19 protein-coding genes and 1 tRNA gene are annotated in these 22,594 nt (G+C 68.3%); 12 read left to right on the top strand and 8 right to left on the bottom strand.

The annotated features are described in order from the left end of the window. Window positions 1-81: 81 nt before the first annotated feature. Window positions 82-1,212: a BMP family lipoprotein gene (locus tag D8670_RS02885; RefSeq protein WP_121816600.1), complete on the top strand. Its 1,131-nt coding sequence runs from the start codon at window positions 82-84 to the stop codon at window positions 1,210-1,212. 3 nt (window positions 1,213-1,215) lie between these two features. Continuing rightward, complete coding sequence (locus tag D8670_RS02880) at window positions 1,216-3,675, top strand: methyl-accepting chemotaxis protein (RefSeq protein ID WP_121816599.1); 2,460 nt, start codon at window positions 1,216-1,218, stop codon at window positions 3,673-3,675. Between the two features lie 137 nt (window positions 3,676-3,812). Here the strand turns inward: D8670_RS02880 and ileS are convergent, their stop codons facing one another. The 3 genes from ileS to D8670_RS02865 form a co-directional block, all read right to left on the bottom strand. Continuing rightward, on the bottom strand, window positions 3,813-7,013 hold the full coding sequence (gene ileS, locus D8670_RS02875; RefSeq protein ID WP_121816598.1) for an isoleucine--tRNA ligase: 3,201 nt from the start codon (window positions 7,011-7,013) through the stop codon (window positions 3,813-3,815). A 419-nt stretch (window positions 7,014-7,432) separates the two neighbouring features. Then, window positions 7,433-8,281 (bottom strand): DUF4397 domain-containing protein, encoded by an 849-nt coding sequence (locus tag D8670_RS02870; protein ID WP_121816597.1) that lies wholly within the window; start codon window positions 8,279-8,281, stop codon window positions 7,433-7,435. Window positions 8,282-8,430: 149 nt separating this feature from the next. Further along, entirely contained in the window at window positions 8,431-8,643 is a 213-nt protein-coding gene (locus D8670_RS02865) for a DUF8151 family protein (protein ID WP_121816596.1), read from the bottom strand. An 87-nt stretch (window positions 8,644-8,730) separates the two neighbouring features. Between D8670_RS02865 and D8670_RS02860 the strand changes: the two genes are divergently transcribed. From D8670_RS02860 to D8670_RS02845, 4 genes are all read left to right on the top strand, one after another. Continuing rightward, window positions 8,731-8,958, top strand: coding sequence for a DUF7860 family protein (locus D8670_RS02860; protein ID WP_121816595.1), 228 nt, complete (start codon window positions 8,731-8,733; stop codon window positions 8,956-8,958). After that, a complete protein-coding gene (locus D8670_RS02855; RefSeq protein WP_121816594.1) occupies window positions 8,958-9,584 on the top strand; it encodes a uracil-DNA glycosylase in 627 nt (208 codons plus the stop codon). The genes D8670_RS02860 and D8670_RS02855 overlap by 1 nt, the downstream gene beginning before the upstream one ends. A 32-nt stretch (window positions 9,585-9,616) precedes the next feature. After that, entirely contained in the window at window positions 9,617-10,045 is a 429-nt protein-coding gene (locus tag D8670_RS02850; RefSeq protein ID WP_121816593.1) for an HIT family protein, read from the top strand. Window positions 10,046-10,129: 84 nt separating this feature from the next. Further along, window positions 10,130-10,855, top strand: a complete 726-nt coding sequence (locus D8670_RS02845) for a ParA family protein (RefSeq protein ID WP_121816592.1) — start codon at window positions 10,130-10,132, stop codon at window positions 10,853-10,855. On the opposite strand, the gene D8670_RS02840 is transcribed toward D8670_RS02845, so the two are convergent. Then, window positions 10,850-11,353 carry a DUF7858 family protein gene (locus tag D8670_RS02840; RefSeq protein ID WP_121816591.1) on the bottom strand — a complete coding sequence of 168 codons (504 nt, stop codon included), beginning with the start codon at window positions 11,351-11,353 and terminating at the stop codon, window positions 10,850-10,852. The genes D8670_RS02845 and D8670_RS02840 overlap by 6 nt on opposite strands. A gap of 171 nt (window positions 11,354-11,524) precedes the next feature. On the opposite strand from D8670_RS02840, the gene D8670_RS02835 reads away from it, so the two are divergent. Continuing rightward, window positions 11,525-12,409 carry a transcription initiation factor IIB gene (locus D8670_RS02835; protein ID WP_121816590.1) on the top strand — a complete coding sequence of 295 codons (885 nt, stop codon included), beginning with the start codon at window positions 11,525-11,527 and terminating at the stop codon, window positions 12,407-12,409. A gap of 39 nt (window positions 12,410-12,448) precedes the next feature. Here the strand turns inward: D8670_RS02835 and D8670_RS02830 are convergent, their stop codons facing one another. Then, entirely contained in the window at window positions 12,449-15,934 is a 3,486-nt protein-coding gene (locus D8670_RS02830) for a PAS domain-containing protein (protein ID WP_121816589.1), read from the bottom strand. A 201-nt stretch (window positions 15,935-16,135) separates the two neighbouring features. Between D8670_RS02830 and D8670_RS02825 the strand changes: the two genes are divergently transcribed. Both D8670_RS02825 and D8670_RS02820 read left to right on the top strand, forming a co-directional pair. Next, the gene (locus D8670_RS02825; RefSeq protein WP_233752179.1) at window positions 16,136-17,341 is read left to right on the top strand and encodes an ABC transporter ATP-binding protein; all 1,206 of its coding nucleotides are present in this window, start codon (window positions 16,136-16,138) and stop codon (window positions 17,339-17,341) included. Then, the gene (locus D8670_RS02820) at window positions 17,338-18,171 is read left to right on the top strand and encodes an ABC transporter permease (protein WP_121816588.1); all 834 of its coding nucleotides are present in this window, start codon (window positions 17,338-17,340) and stop codon (window positions 18,169-18,171) included. Before D8670_RS02825 ends, D8670_RS02820 begins: the two co-directional genes overlap by 4 nt. Before the next feature lie 12 nt (window positions 18,172-18,183). On the opposite strand, the gene D8670_RS02815 is transcribed toward D8670_RS02820, so the two are convergent. Together D8670_RS02815 and D8670_RS02810 are read right to left on the bottom strand one after the other, a co-directional pair. Then, window positions 18,184-18,609 (bottom strand): RNA-binding domain-containing protein, encoded by a 426-nt coding sequence (locus D8670_RS02815; protein ID WP_121816587.1) that lies wholly within the window; start codon window positions 18,607-18,609, stop codon window positions 18,184-18,186. Beyond that, window positions 18,606-19,175, bottom strand: coding sequence for an AAA family ATPase (locus D8670_RS02810; protein WP_121816586.1), 570 nt, complete (start codon window positions 19,173-19,175; stop codon window positions 18,606-18,608). Before D8670_RS02810 ends, D8670_RS02815 begins: the two co-directional genes overlap by 4 nt. 98 nt (window positions 19,176-19,273) lie before the next feature. Between D8670_RS02810 and D8670_RS02805 the strand changes: the two genes are divergently transcribed. The 3 genes from D8670_RS02805 (at window position 19,274) to D8670_RS02795 (ending at window position 21,144) form a co-directional block, all read left to right on the top strand. After that, a tRNA-Arg gene (locus D8670_RS02805) sits at window positions 19,274-19,348 on the top strand. 266 nt (window positions 19,349-19,614) lie between these two features. Then, the gene (locus tag D8670_RS02800; RefSeq protein WP_121816585.1) at window positions 19,615-20,268 is read left to right on the top strand and encodes an AIM24 family protein; all 654 of its coding nucleotides are present in this window, start codon (window positions 19,615-19,617) and stop codon (window positions 20,266-20,268) included. A 318-nt stretch (window positions 20,269-20,586) separates the two neighbouring features. After that, window positions 20,587-21,144 (top strand): twin-arginine translocation signal domain-containing protein, encoded by a 558-nt coding sequence (locus D8670_RS02795; RefSeq protein WP_121816584.1) that lies wholly within the window; start codon window positions 20,587-20,589, stop codon window positions 21,142-21,144. A gap of 143 nt (window positions 21,145-21,287) precedes the next feature. On the opposite strand, the gene D8670_RS02790 is transcribed toward D8670_RS02795, so the two are convergent. Further along, entirely contained in the window at window positions 21,288-22,577 is a 1,290-nt protein-coding gene (locus tag D8670_RS02790) for a right-handed parallel beta-helix repeat-containing protein (RefSeq protein ID WP_121816583.1), read from the bottom strand. Window positions 22,578-22,594 lie beyond the last annotated feature (17 nt).

Genomic DNA, 22,594 nt, shown 5'->3' with positions numbered 1-22,594 from the left:
TCCTCACCGGTTCCGTATTTATCGTAGAATTATGACTCGTATGCCGACATTTATAAGTTAAGTGATTGCAGAAGGTGCGTCATGGAAGAGGAGCAGGTAGCGCTACGGCGACGCCGCCTACTGGGCGGTCTCGCCGGTATCGGCACCGCCGCCGTCGCGGGTTGCACGGCGGTAGAGGAGGCACTACTCGGGAGTTCGGACGGCGACGACGGCCGCGACGACGGCCGCAGCGACGACCCCGCGGAGACCACCGCCGGCACCCACGTCGGGATGGTGTACGCGACGGCGGGCCTCGACGACAAGTCGTTCAACGACATGGCCCACCGGGGCGTCCAGCGCAGCCGCCTGGAGCGGGACGTCTCGTTCGACTACCGGGAGCCGGAGACAGCCGACGAGATGGAGGCGCTCCAGCGGGAGTTCGCCGAGTCCTCGGACCCGGAGTACGACCTGGTCTGTTGCATCGGCTTCGACCAGACCGCCGCGCTGGAGACGACCGCGCCGAACCACCCGGACCAGAAGTTCGTGCTCTTCGACGCCGTGGTGGAGGAGGACAACGTCGCGAGCTACGTGTTCCAGGAGCACCAGGGGTCGTTCCTCGTCGGATCGCTCGCGGGCCAGCTGACGACGACTGAGTTCAGCGCCGGGCAGGGCTCCACCCGGCCCGACGACCTGACGGTCGGCTTCGTCGGCGGCGTCGAGGTGCCGCTGGTCCAGAAGTTCGAAGCCGGGTTCGCGGCGGGCGTCGAACACGCGAACCCGGACGTCGAGGTGCTCACGGAGTACGTCGGCAGCTTCGGCGACGTGGAAGGCGGCCGCGCAGCCGCCGAAGGGATGTACGACGAGGGGGCCGACATCGTCTACCACGCGGCCGGCGGGACCGGTCTCGGCGTCTTCCAGGCCGCCCAGGACCGCGAGCGGTTCGCGCTCGGCGTCGACTCCGACCAGTCCCGGAGCAACCCCCGCTACTCCGACGTCATCCTCGCGAGCATGACGAAGCGGATCGACACGGCGGTTTACGACGCCATCGGGACCGTCGTCGACGGCGAGTTCGGGGGCGGGTCGGTCGTCCCGCTCGGCCTCGACGACGACGGCGTCGCCGTCGTGTACGGCTCCGAACTCGGGCCGGCGATCCCCGACGAACTGAAGGAGGACATCGAGGCGGACAGAACCGCGATCGTCGACGGCGACGTCGAGGTGCCGTTCGAACCATAACCCATGCCTGACGCGAATCAAGACACCGACACCGACGTAGAATCGATCGACACCGACGCCGGGCGCGACGAGGAGCTGTCGCGGAGCCTCCCCGGGAAGGTCGCGAACCTCCTCGTGCCGTCGTTCATCCAGCGGCGGTACGCGGCCAAGTTCGTCGTCTCGATCCTGGCCGTCGTGATCGTCATCTCGATGGTCGGCGGGTTCGGCTTCGTCCAGGCTCAGGACGCCGTCCAGACCAGCACTCAGGACAACCTCGAAGAGACCAGCGAGCTCCGGGCCAACTCCCTCGGCGAGTGGGTCGAGAAGATGCAGCTCCAGACCCGCACCGTCTCGGCCGGCGAGTCGCTCCGGGAGAACGACCAGCCGGCTCAGTACCTGGTGACGCAGCGCGACAGGATGAGCGACGACGTGCTCAGCATCCACCTCGTCGACAGCAACGAGGGCGTCGTCGAGGCCAGCACCGAGTTCCCGATGGAAGGCTTCGAGACGGACACCCTCGAAGCGGTGCCGTGGGCGACCGCGAACCCGCCGTCGGGCGCCGGCGAGAACGACGAAGTGTGGATGTCCTCGCGCTCGTACCGCTCGCCGGTGCTCGACAACGAGCCCGTTATCGCCTTCGCGAGCTCCGTGCCGGACCAGGAGGGCAAGTACGTGGTCGTCGTGGCGCGCATCCAGACCCACCTCGACGACATCCAGAAGGACGACGAGCACCACTCGACCCGGATCGTCAACGAGGACGGCGAGACCGTGATGGTGATCGACGACGCGATCAACTCGTCGCTCCACGGCGACAACCTCGCAGAGACCCGCTCCACCGGCAACACGACGTTCCAGCAGTCGGCCGACGAGGTGCACGCGTACGCCGAGGTGGGCGCGACCAACTGGGTCACGATCCGCACCGTCGACAAGGACCACGCCTTCGCCGTCCAGCAGAACGTCGGGCGGAGCGTCCTGCTCATCATCGGCTCCGCGCTGCTGACGCTCGGCTTCGTCGGCGTCGTGCTCGGCCGGCAGACGGTCGGGCCGCTGGCCGACCTGCGCGAGCAGGCGGGGCGGATGGAGGAGGGCGACCTCGACGTCGACCTCCGCAGCCACCGGAAAGACGAGATCGGCCGCCTCTACGCGTCCTTCGACAGCATGCGCGGGGCGCTCCGGAACCAGATCCGCGAGTCCGAACAGGCGCGCGAGGAGGCCGAGGCGGCCCGCCGGCGCACCGACCGCATCAACCAGCACCTGGAGACGAAGGCCGACGAGTACGCCGACGTGATGCAGCGGTGCGCGACCGGCGACCTCACCGGGCGGATGGACCACGAGAGCGAGAACGAGGCGATGTCGGAGATTGCCCGGGAGTTCAACGCCATGATGGAGACGATCGAGGAGACACTCGACCGCGTCAAGCAGTTCGCGACCGTCGTCGCGGCCTCCAGCGAGGAGGTCACCGTCAGCTCCGAGGAGGTCCGCTCCGCCTCCGAGCAGGTCAGCGAGTCCATCCAGGAGATCTCCGACGGCTCCGAGCGACAGAACGAGTCCCTTCAGTCCGTCTCTTCCGAGATGTCCGGCCTCTCGACGACCATCGAGGAGATCGCCTCCTCGTCGAACGAGGTCGCCGAGATCGCCGAGCGGACGGCCCGCACCGGCAAGGAAGGCCGCGAGGCCGCCACCGAGGCCATCGAGGGCCTCGACCGCATCGAGGCCGAGTCCGAGGAGGCCGTCGACGAGATCGAGGCGCTCGAGGACGAGGTGGAGCAGATCGGGGAAGTGATCGAGTTCATCACCGAGGTCGCGGAGCAGACGAACATGCTCGCGCTGAACGCGAACATCGAGGCCTCGCGGACCTCCACCGGCGACGACGGCAAGGGCTTCTCCGTCGTCGCGGGCGAGGTCAAGGAACTCGCCGCGGAGACGAAAGAGGCCGCCGAGGAGATCGAGGAGCGCATCGAGCGCATCCAGTCCCAGACCGAACGCACCGCCAAGGAGGTGCAAAACACCAGCGCACACATCGACGACCACCGCGAGTCCGTCGAGCACGCGATCGAGGCGCTCGAAGAGATCGCCGGCTACGCCCAGGAGACCAACACGGGCGTGCAGGACATCAGCGCGGCGACCGAGCAGCAGGCCGCCTCGACCCAGCAGGTCGTCGCGATGGTCGACGAAGCCGCGACCATCAGCGAGGAGACGACCGCGGAGGCCGAGAACGTCGCCGCGGCCGCCGAGGAGCAGACCTCCGCGCTGACCGAGGTGAGCCAGTCCGCGAGCGACCTCGCCGGCAAGGCGTCCCGCCTCAGTCAGGTACTGGACCAGTTCGACACCGGCGAACAGACGCCCGACGGGACCGACGGCGCGGCACAGTCGTCGACCGACGAGACCGACGACGGGCTGTTCGACGAGTCCGGCGGAGACGCCACCGACGACGCGGCCGAGGACGGCTCCGACGCCTCGCCCGTCCGGCGCGAGTCCGAGTAAGCCGCGACGCCGCTATCTCCTCTTACGGTTTTTCCGTTCTCCGTTTTCGTTCCCGCGCTCGATAACCGCCGGTACCGGACGGTGAGATCAGCGTGCGGTGAGAAAACGACGGCCCGACAAAAAGATCGGCTGGCCGATCAGTCCGACGCTTCCGCCGCCGCCAGCGGCTCGATCGCTATCTCCATCTCCACGCCCTCCACGTCCCACTCCTTGCGGTGGCCGTCCTCGACCGCCCCGAGTTCGTCGGCGCGGACCTCCTCGGCGATGAGGTCGGTGTGGCGCTCGACGAGGTCGGCCACGCGGTCGTCGTCGACCTCGAAGTCGAGGCGGATGCGCTCCTCGATGTCGAGTTCGAGGTCCTTGCGCATCTCCTGAACGCGGCGGATCACCTCGCGGGCGTACCCCTCGCTCTCGATGTCCTCGGTGAGCGTCGTGTCGACGTAGACGACGCCGCGCTCGTCGCCCTCGTCCTCGACCGCGGTGCCGGTGACGCCCTCAGGCGTCTCCGTGACGAACTCGACCATCTCGTCGGTGAGCTCCTCGCCGTCCAGCACGTCGCCGACGGCGGCTTCGAGCGCGTCGAGCGACGGCTCGTCGACGCGGGCCTCGTTCAGCGCGGTCATCACCTCGCCGGCGCGGTCGCCGAAGGCGGGGCCGAGCTCGCTCATGTCGGCGCGGGCGCTGTACTCCAGTTCGCCCCACTCCTCGTCGGCGCCGACGAGTTCGATCGTGCGGGCGTTGAGGCGGTCGGCGAGCAGGTCGCGGTGGCGCTCGACCGCCTCCGTGAGGCGGTCGTCGTCAGCGGCGACGACGACGCGCTGGACCGGCCAGCGCAGCTTCCGCTCGGCCTGCTGGCGGGCGTTCGAGCCGGCCTCCTCGACGCCGCGGAGGTACGCGACGTCGGTCTCTAGCTGCTCGTCCTGCCAGTACTCGTCGGCCGCGGGCCAGTCGCACATGTGGACGGTGTCGTGGCCCTCGTCGCCGGTGAGCGCGCCGTAGATCTCCTCGGCGGCGAAGGGCGCGTACGGCGCGAGCAGCGCGACGACCGTCGTCAGCACCTCGTAGAAGGTGGCGTACGCGGCCCGCTTCGAGCCGCTGTCGGCCTCCTCCCACATGCGCTCGCGGACGACCTGGATGTAGAACCGCGAGACGTCCTCGACGACGAAGTCGAGCAGGACGTCGATCGCCCTGTCCTGACGGTAGTCCTCCCAGTGCTCGGTCATCTCCTCGACGACCGACTGCAGGCGGGCGAGCACCCACTCGTCGACGAGTTCGAGGTCGTCGTCCACGTCCTCCAGCGTGGTCTCCGCGGGGTCGAAGCCGTCGAGGCGCATGTACGGCAGCGGGAACCGGAACACGTTCCAGAGGATGTTGAGGTCCCGCTGCATGTTCTCGGTCTCGTCCCACGAGAAGCGCATGTCGTCGCCCTGCGGGTTGACCGACAGCAGGAACATGCGCATCGGGTCCGCGCCGTGCTCCTCGATGACCTCGCCGGGCTCGACCGTGATCCCCTTCGACTTGGACATGCCGCGGCCGTCGGGCATGTTGGCGTAGCCGTGCATCAGTACCTCCTCGTACGGGATCTCGCCCATCGCGGCCGTCGCCATGCCGAGCTGCGACCAGAACCAGCCGCGGGTCTGGTCGTGGGCCTCCATGATGAGGTCGGCGGGCCACAGCTCTTCGAACGCCTCCTCCTCTGCGGGGTAGTCGAGGGTGCCCCACGTCGCCACGGAGGAGTCCAGCCACACGTCGAACACGTCGCCGACGCGGGTGTACGTCGTCCCGTCCTCGGTGATGGTGAGGTCGTCGACGGTGCCCTTGTGGAGGTCGACGTCCTCGGGGTCGACGTCCTGGTCGGCGCGCTCGGCGAGCTCCTCGCGGTCGCCGACGACGACCACGTCATCCATCGAACTGTCCCAGTCTTCGGGTGTCCAGATGGGGATCGGGATGCCCCAGTAGCGCTGGCGCGAGACGTTCCAGTCCGGCGCGTCCTCGACGAAGTCCCGGAAGCGGTTGTCCCGCGCCCACTGCGGGTGCCACTCGCTGTCCTCGATGTTCTCCAGCAGCTCGTCCTTGATGTCGGTGATCGTGATGAACCACTGGTCCGTGACGATCTGGATGATGCCCGTGTCGCAGCGCCAGCAGTGGCCGTAGCTGTGGTGGGTCGTCCCGGCGTCGAGCATCAGGCCCTTCTCCTGGAGGTCGGCGATGATGTCCTCGTCGGCCTCCTTGACGAACTGGCCGGCGTACTCGCCGGCGCTCTCGTCGTACACGCCGTCGCCGCCGACGGGACAGAAGATGTCGAGCCCGAGCTCGCGGCCGCGCTCGAAGTCCTCCTCACCGTGGCCGGGCGCGGAGTGGACGAGACCGGTGCGGTCGACCTCGACGTAGTCGGCGGTGTACACCTGCAGCGCGTCCTCGCCGGACGGGTGGTCCGGCACCTCGTCGGCCAGCGGGTGGTCGTACTCCCAGCCGACCATCTCCTCGCCGGAGACCTCCTCGACGACCTCGTAGTCGTCGTAGCGCCCCTCGCGGAGCACGTCCTCCACGCAGCCCTCGGCGAGGTAGAGGACCTCCTCTTCGCCGTCCTTCGTCGCGCGGACGCCCTGGTACGTCACGTCGCCGTCGACCGCGACGAAGGTGTTCGCCGGGATCGTCCACGGCGTCGTCGTCCAGACGACGAGGTGCCCCTCCCGCTCGCGCAGCGGGAACTTCACGTAGATCGACGGGTCCTCGACGTCCTCGTACTCGACCTCGTTGTTCGCGATGGCGGTCTCGCAGCGCGGGCACTGCGAGATGGAGCGCTGGCCCTGCTCGACCAGGCCGCGCTCGTGAGCCCGCTTGAACCCCCACCAGGCGGCCTCCATGTACTCGGGGTTGACCGTCTTGTACGGGTCGTCCCAGTCCATCCAGACGCCGAAGGACTTGAAGTCCTCCTGGAGGCCTTCGAGTTGCTCCTCGGCGAACGCCTTGCACTCTTCGATGAAGTTCTCCTCGCCGAACTCCTCGATGTCTTTCTTGTTCTCGAAGTCGAGTCGCTCCTCGACTTTCGTCTCGATAGGGAGGCCGTGCATGTCGTAGCCCGGCCGGTCGGTCACGTCGTACCCCTGCATCCGCAGGTAGCGGATGTAGGCGTCCTTCAGCGTCTTGTTCCACGTGGTACCCATGTGGGCCGCGCCCGACGTGTACGGCGGGCCGTCGACGAAGAAGAACGGCTCCTCGCCCTCGCGGTGCTGCTTCGCTTTCTCGTAGGCGTCGACCTCGTCCCAGTAGTCGAACACGCGGTCCTCGACCGCGTCGGGATCGTACTGGTCGTCCACCGCCGCGAACCTGCTCATACCCGAGACGTGTTCCTCGACTATTAAAGGCCAATCGGTCCCACAGAAAGCCCTTGCAGCGGACTGGCGGTCGGAAATCGCTTTGCGATTTCCGAGTACGTCAGAACGCTTCGCGTTCTGAGGACGTCCACTGCTGCGCCCTTTCAATGACCACCGGAGCGGCTTCGCCGCTCCGAGCCGTCGCTCACTCCGTTCGCGAAGACACCAGGCCGCTAGTTTGCGCGGTCGCCGCGGCTGCGGCGACACGCTTCGAGCGCCTGCCCTCTCCCGATTGCTCGGCGCGCTCACATTCGTTCGCGCCGCCGAGCGCGGCCGCTGGTCGGCTGTCCGCTACGCCCGTAAATGTTACATCCTCCATACGAAGCAGAGGGGTCGGTAGTCCGGATTCCGCAAAAAACGGTAGTCGATCGAACGGCCAGTCAGTGGTCGTCCGAGTCGTCGGAATCGTCGTCCGCGTCGTCGGAGTCGTCCTCGGGACACATCGTCGGCTCCCCGTCCTCCGTGAGGAGGAGGTCGAACGGCTCGTCCGCCGCCGCGTCGTCGGGGTTCAGGTAGCCGATCGCGTACCCGGTGTAGGCACGGCCGCCCTCGACTTCCGCCTCGAACGTCGCGACCGGGTCGGCGTGGGGGTCACCCGCGGGCCGGACCGCGAGCGAGTACTCGCCCGGCGGGACGGCGACGTACCGGGTCGCCTCCTTGAACTCGACGTCGTCGAAGACGGTGAGCGTCAGGTCCTCCTTGTCGTCGTGTTTCTTCTCGTCGTCCTCCCCGTCCTCGGCGGCGACCGGACTCGCGTCGACGGCCACCGCCGGCGCGTCCGGCGACGCGTGGACGAGGCGCGCGAGCGCGAGGTTCCCGTCCTGCAGGACGAGCGGTTCGAACGTGTCCTGAGACAGTTCGCCGACGGCGGCGACCGTGTAGAACGACGCGTCCACCGGCACGTCGCCCTCGAACGCGACCGTCGACTCGTCGCCCGCCGCCGTGATCTTCACCCGGTAGGTGCCCGGATCAAGCGTCGCGTAGTTCGTCACGAGCCCGTAGGCCAGGTCGCCGAACACGAGGTTCCCGTCGACGTACACGTCGACGTTCGGCGCGTCCGGCGACGCGTGGGCGACACGGACCTTCGCCTGGTCCGCCGCCGGACGGTCGCCGCCGTCGTCGTCGTCATCCCCTGTGTGTTCGCCGGCGAGTGCGGGACTCGCGGCGACCGTCGATAGTACCCCTGCTGCACCGAGCGCTTTCAAGGCGTCACGCCGTGTTGCGGGCATTGTGCCCGGAGCCAAGGAAGAAGTAAAAGTAACTGTTGTTACGGTAACACTACGTTCGTACGGGTGTCGGTTGTCTGTCGTCTAGGAGCGTCTCCCGTGTAGTTACCGACAGGTAGCGGGTTACTGAGGACCGGAGGGGAGAACGAGCGTTACGCGCCGACCGACCGCTTCAGCACCTTCTCGTAGCCGAGGAGGTACGCGCCGGCGTACAGCATGATGACGCCGAACCCGGCGAACCAGAGTCCGAGGACCGGTTCGCCGCCGGTGAGATGCTGGAGGCCGCTGTACTCGGCCAGCAGGCCGAGCACCGTCAGTGCGCTCGCGCCCAGCACGTACGCGAGCAGTTCGATGAGTATCTGCATGGTCGCTCTCAGGCCATCCGCCGTTATGGCCCTTTCGCTTGCGTCGCATGACGCAATTCTTTTCCCGCTTTTCGGCGACGGACGACTATGGGACGTTACGACACCGTCGACTACCCCCGTTACGCGAAACTCGGCTTCCTCGCCGGCGTCGCCATGTTTCTGGTCGGCGCGGCGGGGTCGTTCGCCGGAAACGCCTTCCTCGACACGCTGCCCGCCTGGGAGGCCACGCTGCTGTACGACCTAGAGATACTCGGAATCCTGACCGCCCTCTTCAGCCCGCTCGTGTTCGGCGTCGTCATGCCGCTGACGGAGTGATGGCTGAGTTCCCCGACTCGCGCAACGTTCTCGAACCGAACTGCCGCCGCTGTCCGGCGCTCGTCGACTGCCGCGAGCGGATCTCGTGGGGGACCGGCCCCCTCGACGCGACCGTGATGGTCGTCGGCGAAGCGCCGGGCCTCGGGAACCCCGGTGCCGACCGCTGGCGCGGCGGCAACTGGACCGGGAAAGCCTACACCACCCGCCACTCCGGCCGGCGCGTGCGCGACCTCGTCGCGGACGCGGGCTACGCCGGCGACGCCTACTTCACCAACGCCGTCAAGTGCTTCCCCGAGGGCGAGGACGGCTCGAACCGCGAGCCGACCGCCGAGGAGCGGGCGAACTGCCGCGAGCACCTCGAGACGGAGGTCGAGCAGGTCGACCCCGCGGTCGTCCTCGCGACGGGCAAGCACGCGACCCGCACGATGCTCGCGTTCGACGGCCGCGACCTCGACGGCTTCGTCGAGGGCGTCCTCGACCCGGTTCGCTGCGAGACGCTGGGCGTTCCCGTGCTCCCGCTGCTGCACCCCTCCTACCAGGACGTGTGGACCGCCCGTCTGGGCTACGACAGCAAAGAGGACTACGTCGCCGCGGTGGCCGAGGCCGTCGACGCGATCGTCGGGTAACCTTCTTAGTCCGAGCGGTCGACGCCCCGAACATGACGGACGACTGCATCTTCTGTCAGATCGTCGCGGGCGACATCCCGAGCCGCACCGTCTACGAGGACGACGACGTGATCGCCTTCCTCGACGCCAACCCGCTCGCGCCGGGGCACACGCTCGTCATCCCGAGAGACCACTACGAGACGCTGAACGACCTGCCCGACGGCGAGGCCGCCGCCGTCTTCGACGCGCTCCACGACCTCACGCCGGTCGTCGAGGACGCCGTCGACGCCGACGGCTCGAACGTCGCGTTCAACAACGGCGAGGCCGCCGGCCAGGAGGTGCCCCACGTCCACGGCCACGTCATCCCGCGGTTCGACGGCGACGGCGGCAACCCCATCCATGCCATCGCCGGCAGTCGCCCCGACCTCTCCGACGACGAACTCGACGATATCGCCGACCGGATCGCGGACGGCGCGGAGTAAGCGCGGCGACGGGTCGGCCGTTCTTCGACCGCCGCGTCGAGGCGACACCGGTATTTTTTATTCGGGAAGGAATGAAATGAACTCATGCCCACTGACACGGCCACGCTGGTCGGCGCGACTGGCGGGGCAGGGACGACCAGGCTCTCGATCGAAGTCGCCGCGACGCTCGCGCGGGACGGCCGCAACGTCGCCGTCGTCGACGCAGCGTACGACACGCAGGGGCTCTCGCACTACGTCGACGGCCGGATCGATCCCGACGTGACGACGCTCGTGACCGACGAGACCGCGTCGGTCGGCGACGCGCTGATCGACCTCGACTACGGCGGGCCGGGCCGACTCGCCATCTGTCCGGCCAGGGCCGCGTTCGAGGCGCTCGCCCGGGCGAAAACCGCCGTCGCGGCGGAGCGCCTCGGTGACGAACTCCGGACCGCCGCCGACGCGGTCGACCACGTCGTCGTCGACGCGCCGCCGGTCGCCGACAACCCCGCCGTCACCGCGGTGACCGCTGCGGACCGCGTCGGCGCGGTGATCCCCGCGACTCACCGGGGCGTCGACGCGCTCCAGCGGCTCCGCGGCCGCCTCGCCGACGTGGGGAGCAGCGCGGACCTGGTCGTCGCGAACCGCGGGGAAGACCCCGTCGGGACGGCCGACGTGTCGGTCCCAGAGAGCGAGGTCACCCGTCCGGCGAACGCCCCGGCCTGCGCCGACCCGGACCCCGAGTTCGCGCCGGCCGTGGCGTCGCTCGCCGAGGCGCTGTTCGAGGTGTCGCTGGACCTGGAGTTCCCCGAGGAGAAGTTCCTCTCCCTATAGGAGGTCGTCGACGGAGCTCATCGCCTCGTCGAGCGGATCGTCCGCGGGGCCGCCGTCGGCGAGGACCCCCTCGGCGGCGTCGGCCGCCGCCGGGATGGGGTCGTGGGTCTCGACGTAGGCCGCGAGCGCGAACTCCGTCTCGGATCCGCCGGCGAGCGCCAGCGCGTCCGACCGCGGGAGCTCCGCCGCCAGCCAGTCCCTGACGACCTCGCGCTGTCGCGGGGAGAGCGGGGACAGCCCCTGCACGCCGAGCCGGTGGAGCGCCTTCGCCGCGGTCATCGGTGCGAGGCCGGCGGCCCGCCCGGCCGCGCCGACGCTCGCGCCGTCGGCGTACGCCTCGACGACCGTTGCGGCCGCGTCGGCGGCACAGGGGAGTTCGTCGACGTGGTCGGACAGCCGCGCGGCCAGGTCCGCGTCGGTCTCGTCGACCGTCGCCACGCCGGGGTCGCGCTGCTCGGCGGTGACCTCGATACCGGCGGCGATGTCCGACAGCGTCATACCCCACTCTCCTCTCTCCATCCGTTAAAAATCATCGATCACTGGGGCGGAATCTACTCGTCTGTGATGGGGAACGTACCGGTCACCGGTACGCTCCACGTCGAGAAAGCGCCGTTCGTTCCGCGTTTCGTCCGTGTTTAAATATCCCGTCGGGCCGAAGCTTCGACTGTGATGAGCACGACACGCTCTTCCCCCGCCTGTCCGGAGTGCGACGGACGACTGAACGAGAGCGGCGACGAGACGGTCTGCGCGGAGTGCGGTCTCGTCGTGGCCGAGGACCGCATCGACCGCGGGCCGGAGTGGCGGTCGTTCGACGACGACGGGACGAACCGCGAGCGCACCGGCGCGCCGCTGACCCGGTCCAGACACGACCGCGGCCTCTCCACGGAGATCGGGTACGGCTCCGGGTCGAACACGCGCCTGACCGGCCGGAAGCGTCGGCAGGTCGCCCGGATGCGCCGCGAACACAACCGCGCCCGCATCTCCTCGAAGTCCGACCGTAACCAGGTGTACGGCTTCACCGAGATCCGCCGGCTGGTGAGCTCGCTATCACTCCCCGAGAACGTCCGCGACCGCGCCTGCACGCTGTTCGAGTCGGCCCAGAACGAGGACCTCCTCCGCGGCCGCTCCGTCGAGGGGTTCGCTGCCGCCGCCGTCTACGCCACCTGCCGGGTCGAGACGGTGTCGCGGACGCTCGCCGAGGTCACCGCTGACGCCCGCGCCGACGAGAGCGAACTCAAGGCGGCCTACGACGCGCTGAACCGGGAACTCGGCCTCCCGACCGGGCCGATCGACCCGCGCGAGTACCTGCCGCGCTTCGCCAGCGAACTCGACTGCTCGCGCGCCGTCGAGCGCCGCGCGACGGAGTTCGCGGAGCGGGCGACCGACGAGGGCATCGTCGGAGGCCGGGACCCCAGCGGCGTCGCCGCGGCCTGCCTCTACGCCGCCGACCGCGAGCGCGACGGCGGGCTAACCCAGACCGAGGCCGCGGAGGTCGCCGGCGTCTCGCCGGTGACGCTCCGCTCGGCGTACTACGCGATCACCGACGAGGAGTGACGGTCGGGCGGCGGAAGCGGGTCAGCGGTGACCGACCGGTTACTCGTCCCGGTCGGCCGCGTCCGGCAGCGTGAACGAGAACGTCGCGCCCTCGCCGGGTTCGGACTCGACCCGGACGTCGCCGCCGTGGCGCTCAACGATGCGCTTGACCAGCGCCAGTCCGATGCCGGTCCCGGAATCGTCGGGGCCGTGGAGGCTCTGGAACACCTCGAAGACGCGGTCGGCGTCGTCCGGGTCGATCCCGATCCCCTCGTCGCTGACGGAGATCACCCACTCGTTTCCGCCGTCGGCGCGGTCGGCGGCGACGCGGATCCGCGGCGGCGCGTCGCCGCTGTACTCGATGGCGTTCGAGAGCAGGTTCTGGAACACCTGATTGAGTTGGCTCGCGTCGCCGTTGACGCGGGGGAGGTCGTCTGCGGCGATCGCCGCGTCGGACTCCTCGATCTTCACCTGGAGGTCGTCGCGGACGTCCGCGAGGACGTCGTTGAGTTCGACCGGCTCGAACGGGTCCCCGCGGGTGTCCACTCTGGAGTACTCCAGAAGCCCCTCGATCATGTCGCGCATGCGGTCCGCGCCGTCGACTGCGAATTCCAGGAACTCCCGGCCGTCCGCCTCCAGTTCGTCGGCGTACCGGTCCTCGATCAACTGGAGGTAGCTGGAGACCATCCGAAGCGGTTCCTGCAGGTCGTGGGAGGCGGCGTAGGCGAACTGCTCGAGGCGCTCGTTCGACTCCTCGAGTTTCCGCTCGTACTCCCGGCGCTCGGTGACGTCCTGGACGACGAGCATGCCCGCGAAGACTTCGTCGTCGGCGTTCCGGACTGGCAGGGTCTGACTGAACAGATGCCGGTCGTGATACTCTATCTCGAACGTATTCGACTCACCCGCAAGGGCGGCACGGAAGTTCGGTTCGACCTCTTCGAGGAGCTCGTCCGGGTACAGTTCGCGGACGCTGCGGCCGATTCTGTCGTCCGGATCAATGCCCTCGCTCGTTAGGAGCTGGCCGCCCACAGCGGTGTACTGCAGGTCATCGTCAAACAGCGCCACCGCGCCATTGGGGAAGTCCTCCACGAGTGTCCGGTAGCGTCGCTCGGACTCTTCGAGGGCCCGCTCCCGCTCCTTCCGTTCGGTGATGTCCTCGGCGATACCGACGACGCGAGTTTTCCGGTCGTTGTGGACGATGCCAGCTTGAACGTCGAGCCACCGGGTCTCGCCGTCGGGTGTGACGATGCGGTACTCCTCGTCGAACCCCTCCTCGGGGGTGGTATCGTACGCCCGTTCGACGCGCTCGCGGTCGTCCGGGTGCACTGCCTCGAGGAACGAGAACGGGTTCTCGTACACCGAGTCTCTGTCGCGCCCGAAGACTCGTTCGTACGCCGGGTTGATGTAGAGGATCTCCCGCGTGTCCGGGTCGGACATCCAGACCACCTCATCGAGGTTCTCAGCGAGCATTCGGAACTTCGCCTCGCTCTCTTCGAGCGCCCGCTCGCGCTCCTTGCGCTCGGTGACGTCCTGAACGACAAGCATCCCCTCGCTGACTTCGCCGTCCGCGTCCCTGATAGGCAGGGTGTGAGCCGAGAGGTGTCGGCCGCGGAACTCGATCTCGAAGGCGTTGGTCTCGCCGGCGAGCGCGGCGTGGAAGTACGGTTCGATCTCGTCGAGGAGGCCCTCGGGGTGGAGTTCGCGGATGCTGTGCCCGATGCGGTCCTCGGGATCCACGTCGAGGGTGTCCAGCAGTTCCCCGCCGACGGCGGTGTACTCCAGGTCCTCGTTGAACAGCCCCACCGCGCCGTTCGGGAAGTTCTCGACCAGCGTACGGTACCGGCGTTCGGATTCTTCGAGGGCTCGCTGGCTCTCCCGACGCTCGGTGATGTCGGTCAGCGTGATGACCCCGCGGGTCACCTCACCGCGCTCGTCGCGGACCGGCATCCCCTCGGCCCTGACGATGCGACGCTCGCCGTCGGCGGCCTCGATCTCGACGATGTCGGGGTCGGTCACCTCCTCGCCGTCGACGACGCGCGCCAGCGTCATCTCCGCCGGTTCGACTCGTTTGCCTGAATCCGCCCGTCGCACGGGATACCGCTCGTACTCGTCGACGGACCCCGCGTCGAACACGTCCCCGCCCCAGATCTCGTGGGCGGTGTCGTTGGCCTCGACGATCCGGCCGTCGGCGTCCGCGACGATGACGCCGACCGGCAGGACATCGAACAGCGTCTTCAACTGCTCGTTGTTGCGCTGTAGTTTTCGCTCCGCTCGCTTCCGGTCCGTGACGTCCTGTGACATCCCCAACGCGGCGAAGGCCTCACCGTCCTCGTCCCGGACGGGGACGACCTGAAACTGGTAGATCCGGTCGTCGAGGTCGATCTCGAACGCGTCGGACTCTCCCTCCAGTGCGGCCTCATAGCGCGGGACGAGCTCGTCGGCCAGTTTCGGCTGCACGCTCTCGGTCACCGGTCGCCCCTCTATCTCTTCGGCGGTGACGTCCGCCACGTCGCGGGGGTGTCCGCCGACGGTCTGGTAGCGGAGTTCCTCGTCGACGAGCGCGACAGCGCCGTTGGGGAAGTGCTCGATCAGTGCCCGGTAGCGCTGCTCGGACTCCTCTAGCTCGCGTTCTCGCTCCTTGCGCTCGGAGACGTCGCGGTCCGAGACGAGGATCGAGACGACCTCGCCGTCGTCGTCGGTGACCGGGCGGAAGACGCCGTTGAGTGTGTACCGCTCGCCGTCCGGGCGAGTGAGGTCGGCTTCGAACTCGACGTACTCGCCCGCGGCCGCACGCATGGTCCATTCCCTGACGTCCGCCGCCACGTCGTCGCCCTCACCCCACCACGGCGTCTCCCAGAACGCCTCCCCGGTGACCGCGTCGAGGTCGGCGTCGATGTACTCCATCGCCGTCCCGTTGATGTCGAGCACCGTCCCGTCGGGCTCCAGCAGGCCGACGAGGATGTTCGGGTCCTCGAAGACGGCCTCGTACCGGCGCTCCATCTGTCGGAGTTGCCGCTCGTCGCGCTCCCGCTCGGCGGCCGACGCGAGGGCGTTCGCGACGCTCCGGACGAAGGTGACGTCGCGCTCGGTGAACGACCGCCGGGCGGTCGCGAAAACGCCGAGCGTCCCCCACGGCTCGTCGGCCGGACCGACGGGGACGCTGATCCCGCTGCCGACATCGTTGTCGGCCAGCAGGTGGTCGCCGTCGAAGCGGTCCTCGGCGCGGCGGTCGTCAACGACGACCGGTTCCTCCGAACGGAGCGCGAACCCCGCCTGCGTGTTTCCTTCTGCGGACACCGTCGCCTCCCCGACCGACTCCGCCGGCCAGCCGGCGCCCTGACGCAAGAGAAACGCCTCCCCATCGGGTAGCAGTTCAAGGACGCGGCAGTACTCCGCGTTCAGCGTCTCCGCGACGAGCGCCGCCGCGTCGCGCAGCAGCTCGTCGAGCGGCTCGGCTTCCAGCGCCCGCTGGCCGAGTTCTGCGACGATCTCCTGTTGGCGAACCCGCGCTTCGAGTTCGGCCTCGGACGGCGATGGAGAATCCATCTACCAACACGTCCGCGACCAGCGGGATAAAAGTCTCTTGGTGCGATCGCTTCCCCGAGCGAAGGTTCCCGCCAGATGTCGGTAACGACGCGGTTCCCGTACGGCTTCGCACGGTTCACACACCCGTCCGGACAGTTGGACGCCCGACGCCACGGCCGCGACCGGGTGTAGTTTATCCGCTTCCCGCCCCTAGGGCCGTCGATGACTACGCGAGACGACGGCGGGTCGGTCGCAGACGAGGACGAGAGCCCGTCAGCGTCGGTTCGGGACACCGACGCGGCCGGTTCTCGGGAGCGGACGCGCACCTGCGACGAGGGCGAGAGCGGTGCGGGCATCGGCGAGAACGGTGCAGGCGTCCGCGAGAGCGGTGTAGATGCCGTCGATGACATGGCGACTGGCGGCGAGGACGAAGCGGCTGGCGGCGTCCACGCGGACCGTGAGAGCGCGGCCGAGGTCGCCGTCGCCGTCGAGGGGCTCCGCAAGCGGTTCCGGACCGGCGACGACGCAGTGACGGCGGTCGACGGAGTCTCCTTCGAGATCGAGGCCGGGGCCGTCGTCGGGATCCTCGGACCGAACGGCGCGGGGAAGACCACCCTGATCAAATCCGTTCTCGGGATGGTGCTGCCGGACGAGGGCGAGATCCGGATCAGCGGCGTCGACGCTCAGGACGACCCGCGCGCCGCGTACGCGCACGTCGACGCCATGCTCGAGGGCGCGCGCAACGACTACTGGCGGCTCACCGTCCGGGAGAACCTCCGGTACTTCGCGACGGTCAGCGGCGTCGACCCGGACTCGGTGGCCGACCGCCAGGAGCGCCTGCTCGACCGCCTCGAACTCGCGGAGAAGGCGGACGTCCCGGTCCGCGACCTCTCGCGTGGGATGAAGCAGAAGGTGTCGCTCGCGAGCGTGCTCGCCGGCGGCGCGGACGTGGTGTTTCTCGACGAGCCGACGCTCGGGTTAGACGTCGAGAGCGCGCGGACGCTCCAGCGGGAACTCCGCCGCCTGGCGACCGAGGAGGGGCTGACCGTCGTGCTGAGCAGCCACGACATGGACGTCGTCGAGACGGTCTGCGACCGCGTCATCGTCATGGCGGACGGCCGGATCGTCGCCGACGACGCCGTCGACGCCCTGCTCCGGAGCGGCGACGACGCACACCGCGTCCGGATCGCGAGCCGCGACTTCGACCGGGAGCTGCTCGCGGAGCTGCGCGACCGGTTCGACGTGACCGGCGTCGAACAGCTCGATCCCGGCGCGCGCGTCGAGGTGACGGCCGACAGCGAGGGGCTCTACGCGGTGATGGCGTTCCTGCGAACGCGCGGGGTGACGCTCGATCGGGTCGTGACCATCGAACCGGACATGGAGGACGTGTTCGTCGAACTCACCGCGGGCGACCGGGGAGACCGATGAGTTCTGACGACCGCAGGGTCGCATCCGCGCCCCGCGAGGACGCGTCTACGCCCCGCGAGGCCGGCTATCTCGACCTCGCGGCGGCCGTGCTGTACCGCGAGTTCCTGATCTTCGTCCGCTATCCGGCCAACGCCGTCGGCGGCGTCGTCGTCTCGCTGTTCTTCTTCGGCCTGCTGTTCTACGGCGGCCGGATGATCGCCGGGCGGGCGCTCACCGACTCCATCGAGGGCATCATCGTCGGCTACTTCCTGTGGACGCTGTCGGTGGGCGCGTACTCCTCGATATCGAACGACATCGGCAGCGAGGTCCAGTGGGGCACGCTGGAGCGACACGTGATGACGCCGTTCGGGTTCGCGCCGGTCGCGCTCCTCAAGGGCGTCGCGAAGGTCGTCCGGACGTTCCTCACGTCGGCGGTCGTCCTGCTGGCGATGCTCCTCATCACCGACACCGCGCTCCGGATCAACGTCCTGACCGTCGTCGCCGTGTCCGCGCTCAGCATCGCGTCGGTGCTCGGCCTCGGCTTCGCCGCCGGCGGCATCACCGTGCTGTACAAGCGGATCGGCAACTGGCTGAACCTCCTGCAGTTCGGCTTCGTCGTGCTGATCTCCGCCCCCGCGTTCGACCTGGGCTGGACGCGGGCGCTCCCGCTGGCTCACGGGAGCGCGCTCCTCCAGCGGGCGATGATCGACGGGACCCGGCTCTGGGAGTTCTCGCTCGTCGACCTGGGGATCCTGGTCGGGACCGCCGTCGGCTACCTCGCGCTCGGCTACGCGGTGTTCCAGTACTCGACGCGACGGGCGCGCCGCCTCGGGGTTCTGGGCGATTACTGACCGGGCTACCGACTACTTCTCGAAGTCTTCGGTGATCGGCTCGCCCTCCTCCGTCGGCGGGGCGACGTGGTCGACGAACTCCTCGGGCGTGGGCTGGGTGACGGTCACGCGGACCTCGATGTCGCCAAGTTCGTCGGGGTTGCCGACCGCGAAGTTGATGACGCCCTGAAACGCCGCCTGCTTTTTCAGCGCGAACGAGAAGGTGTCGCCGCGCAGGGTGTCGAAGAACTCCCGGCGGGCGGTGTCGAGTATCTCCTGGCGGTGGAGCAGCTCGGAGAAGTGCTCCATCGAGTGCGCCGTGGCGACTACCTCGCCGGGGCGGGACTCCGTCTCGGCCTCGGGGAAGACGTTCGTCACCGCGTCGGCGACCCGGTCGGTCACCTCGGTGTCTTTGACGGGCGCTACGATCCGGACGTCGACGCTGTACACCGTACTCATGGTTCCTCCGTGAGCGCGTCGGGGCCGTCGGCGATCAGCGTCCGGACGCGTCGCCGGAACGCCGCCAGCGAACCGGTGTTCTCGATGACGGCGTCGGCCCGGTCCATTGCTTCGCCCATGCCGAAGCCGAGTTCGCGCTCGTCGCGCTCTTCGAGGCTCTCGCCGCCCTCGTCGACGCCCTTGTCGCGCCCGCGGTCGTCGACGCGCTCGGCGCGGAGTTCGAACGGGGCCTCGATGCTGACCAGCGTGAACGCGTCGCCGAACGCCGCCTTGAAGCGCTCGACCTCGATGCCCGAGCGGAGGCCGTCGACGAGCACGGTGTCTGACTCCTCCAGCGCGTCCTCGACGACCGGGAGCGACCGCTCCGCGATCGCGTCCGGGCCGTTCTCCTCGCGGAGCGCCTGCGCGATCTCCCCGTGATGCGTCGCGGGGTCTAACCCCCGGTCCCGGCACTCCCGGCGGATGACGTCGCCCATCGTCACGACGGGGACGCCCAGTTCCTCGGCGACGGCCGCGGCCTCGCCTTTGCCGCTGCCCGGCAGGCCGACGGTCCCGATGACTCTCATTGGGTCGTGATACTTGCGTGGCGCGCTTAAGGTCTTTGAAGCGCTCAACGAGTACGAAACCCAACTTATTTTGAGTCCTGTGACGGAGGAATACCCGAGGGCACGTAGCTCAGTCCGGATAGAGCGTCGGACTTCTAATCCGACGGTCGTGGGTTCGAATCCCATCGTGCCCGCTGCTGCGAACGACAGTGAGCAGGGAGCGGTAGCTGTGGGATTCGAGGCACGGAACGAGGGAGCGAAACGACCGAAGTTCAGGAGGTTCGAATCCCATCGTGCCCGTTCTCTGCGACCGAAGCGAACGGGACCGACGCGGTGAGTTTCCGCCCGCGGCGGCCGACGCGCCGACGTTCGAACCGCGCGTTCGGCGCGATTCCACCAGTTTCTTTTCGCACTTCGTTGATGGATAAATAGAGCCGCCCTCCAGAGGCTCTGTGACACCATGGACATCGAACGCTTCAGATCCGAACACGTCCCCACCGACAGCGCCGAGACCTTCCAACTAGAGAACAGCTACACGCTCGACGTCGAGGTCGACGGCAGCGTGATGGCGAAAGCCGGGTCAATGGTCGCCTACACCGGCGATCTCTCGTTCACCGGCCGGGCGTCGGCCGAGGGCGGCATCACGGGCTTTCTCAAGGAGGCCGCGACCGGCGAAGGCACGCCCGTGATGACCGTCGAGGGCGACGGACACGTCTACCTCGCCGACCGGCAGAAGAAGGTACAGGTGCTCGAACTGGGCGCCGACGACGCCATCACGGTCAACGGCGAGGACGTCCTCGCCTTCGAGTCGGGGCTCGACTACGAGATCGACACCATCGACAGCCTCGCCGGGTCCTTCGCCGGTGGGCTCACCAACGTCTACCTCCAGGGGCCGGGCCACGTCGCGATCACCACTCACGGCGACCCACTGGTGCTCGATCCTCCGGTCTCGACGGACCCGAGCGCGACGGTCGCCTGGACCGGAACCTCGCCGGACGTGGAGGTCAACAAGAACCTCTCGGACATGGTCGGCCAGGAGTCCGGCGAGCGGTTCCAGATGAACTTCGAGGGGGAGGGCGGCTTCGTCGTCGTCCAGCCGTACGAGGAGTTATAGCGGTCGCGAGGTGAAGCTCGCGCCTCCCACCGCGAACGGTGTCAGGGGGAGTGGTACGAAACTTCCACGTACTCGCACCCCTCCGACAGTTGTGACGGTTCCCCCGATCGACGCGACTACTTAGGCCATCGCCCCCAGTCGGCGGACGGGTCAGCTACCCTGTACTTGTCGCCGACGACCGCTCATCGCGGGGGGCGAAACGGGTCGTTTAACTCCTGAAAGAGTGCTGGTGAGTGACTTACGGGACGGTTTCTCACGAAACGGACTTCTCTCCTTTTCAGCGTGGCGGCGCAACCACGGTCTGCGGGTGAACTGATTATGACCGACGACAGCCTTCTTGAGCGGATAGCGGACGACGAGACGCGGCGTTCGTTTATCAAAAAGAGCGCAGTGACGACGGCCGGAACGGGACTGGCCCTCTCCGGCACCGCCAGCGCGCAGGACGACGATGCCGGAAGCGGCGGCCTCGACGACGATTGGAAGGCGCTGATCCAGGCGAGCAACTTCCACCCGGAAGGGAAGTTTGCTATCGTGTCCGGTGTCGTGAGTTGGACGCCGAACTACGGCGATATCCAGGACAGCTTCTTCAGCGACTACAACACCCGGATGATCCGGTGGCAGAACACCGGCGAGGTCGTGCCGCTGTGGGCCGCCGAGGAAGCGAACCTCGGTTCGTTCGACGGGGACCGAGGGTTCGTCTCCGACGCGCACGACGACCAGGATCAGCCCCAGCTGTTCCAGATGAACAAGGAGTGGACGCCGTTCGGCGACAACCCCGAACTCGTCACCGTCAAGGTCAGCCCGGTGAACGAGGACGACGAGGACAGCCTCCTCGACGTCGACGAGTGGTTCGTCGACGGCGACGACGAATCCTGACTGTCCGCGTCACGAAAGCCGCTCTTCCGCGAACTCCTTCTTTCGATCCGCCCGAAAGCGGCGGCCGTCGTAGCGGGCTCGTCCGAAAGAATATCGCGGAGGCGTCACCGGCCGCCGACGGACACCTCGGATCGCGTCGTCGGTCACGTCGCCGTCTCGTTCCCGGCCGTCGCGTTCGCGGGTTCTACAGCCCCGTCGCCCGTGGCGTTCGCCGCTTCGGCGTCGGTGAGGTTGTCGCCCGCCTCCAGCGTCTCGTTCTCGGCGGCGCCGGTCGGCGCGCCCGTCGACGACCAGTTCACGTCGACGAGGATCGACGCGTTCTCGCCGGTGTCGACGGCTACGAACGGCGTCCCGACGCCTCCCGTCGCGTTCCGGTCGAAGCGGACGGCGACGTCGGTGGCGACGAACGACAGCTGCCGGTCGTCGGCAGTGAGGTTCAGGACGACGTTGTCCGTCGACCCGTTCGCCGCGTGGTAGGTCCAGTTGCGGTTGTCGGACGCCGCGACGCCCGTCAGGAAGTTGTCGCTAGCGTTTTCGAACAGCAGGCCGGCGGAGGGGCCGAGCATCGGGTCGTCGCCAGCCGTGTTCCGGACTTCGAGGCCGGACACGACGTTCTCGGTGGCGTTGAAAAACGCCATCCCGGCGAGGGACTGGTTCGTCGCGGTCACGTTCCGGAACTGGGTCCGGTGGCTCTCGGCCACGAAGTACCCGACGAACCCGTTGTCCGCCGCGCGGACGGAAGACAGCGCGTTGTCGTCGGCGCTGAACGCGATGACGCCGAAGACGGCGTTGTCGTCCGCGCGCACGTCGCTCACGGACGTGTCGGTGACGTTCTCGAGGATCAGTCCGGATTCGGCGTTCCCGCTCGCGTCGACGCCCGCTATCGTCGAGCCCGTCACGTTGCTCGCGAACACGCCGCCGAACCAACCGGTGCTGCTGACGTTCCGCACGGTGACGTTCGTCAGGTTCGCGCGCGCGTCGTGGAGCGGCAGGACGGCCACGCCGACGTCGGGGGAGAACGTCTCGTTCTGCCCGGTCGCCGCCGTCTGATTCGCGTCGCCCGACGCGTTCGTCACGTTCGCGTCGGCCGTCGCGCTCCCTATCGATACGCCAGTGTCGACCGGATCCCCGGTGGACCCTTCGACAGCGTTCCCGCCGCCGTTCAGCACTACGTCGTCGGCGGCGACGACGACGCAGGCGGTGACCCGCGTCCCGTCGAACTCCAGTATCGTGGCGTTCGCCGTCGCGTTCGTCAGGTCACCGGCCAGTTCGTACGTGCCCGGTTCCGTGATCGTCGTACACGAGTCGATCGTCGTCGCGCCGTCGCCCTCCTGTCCGTCGTCCTGAGCGATCGCCCCTGCCGGGACGACGCTGACGACCAGGACCAGCGTCATCACGAGCGCGACGCCGGATCGAAGTTTGTCGTACGTCATCAACCAACACACTAGCC

Source organism: Halostella limicola, from assembly GCF_003675875.1.
GTDB lineage: Archaea > Halobacteriota > Halobacteria > Halobacteriales > Natronoarchaeaceae > Halostella > Halostella limicola.
The sequence above is the reverse complement of the archived record's forward strand: the minus strand, read 5'-3'. Positions and strand labels throughout refer to the sequence as shown.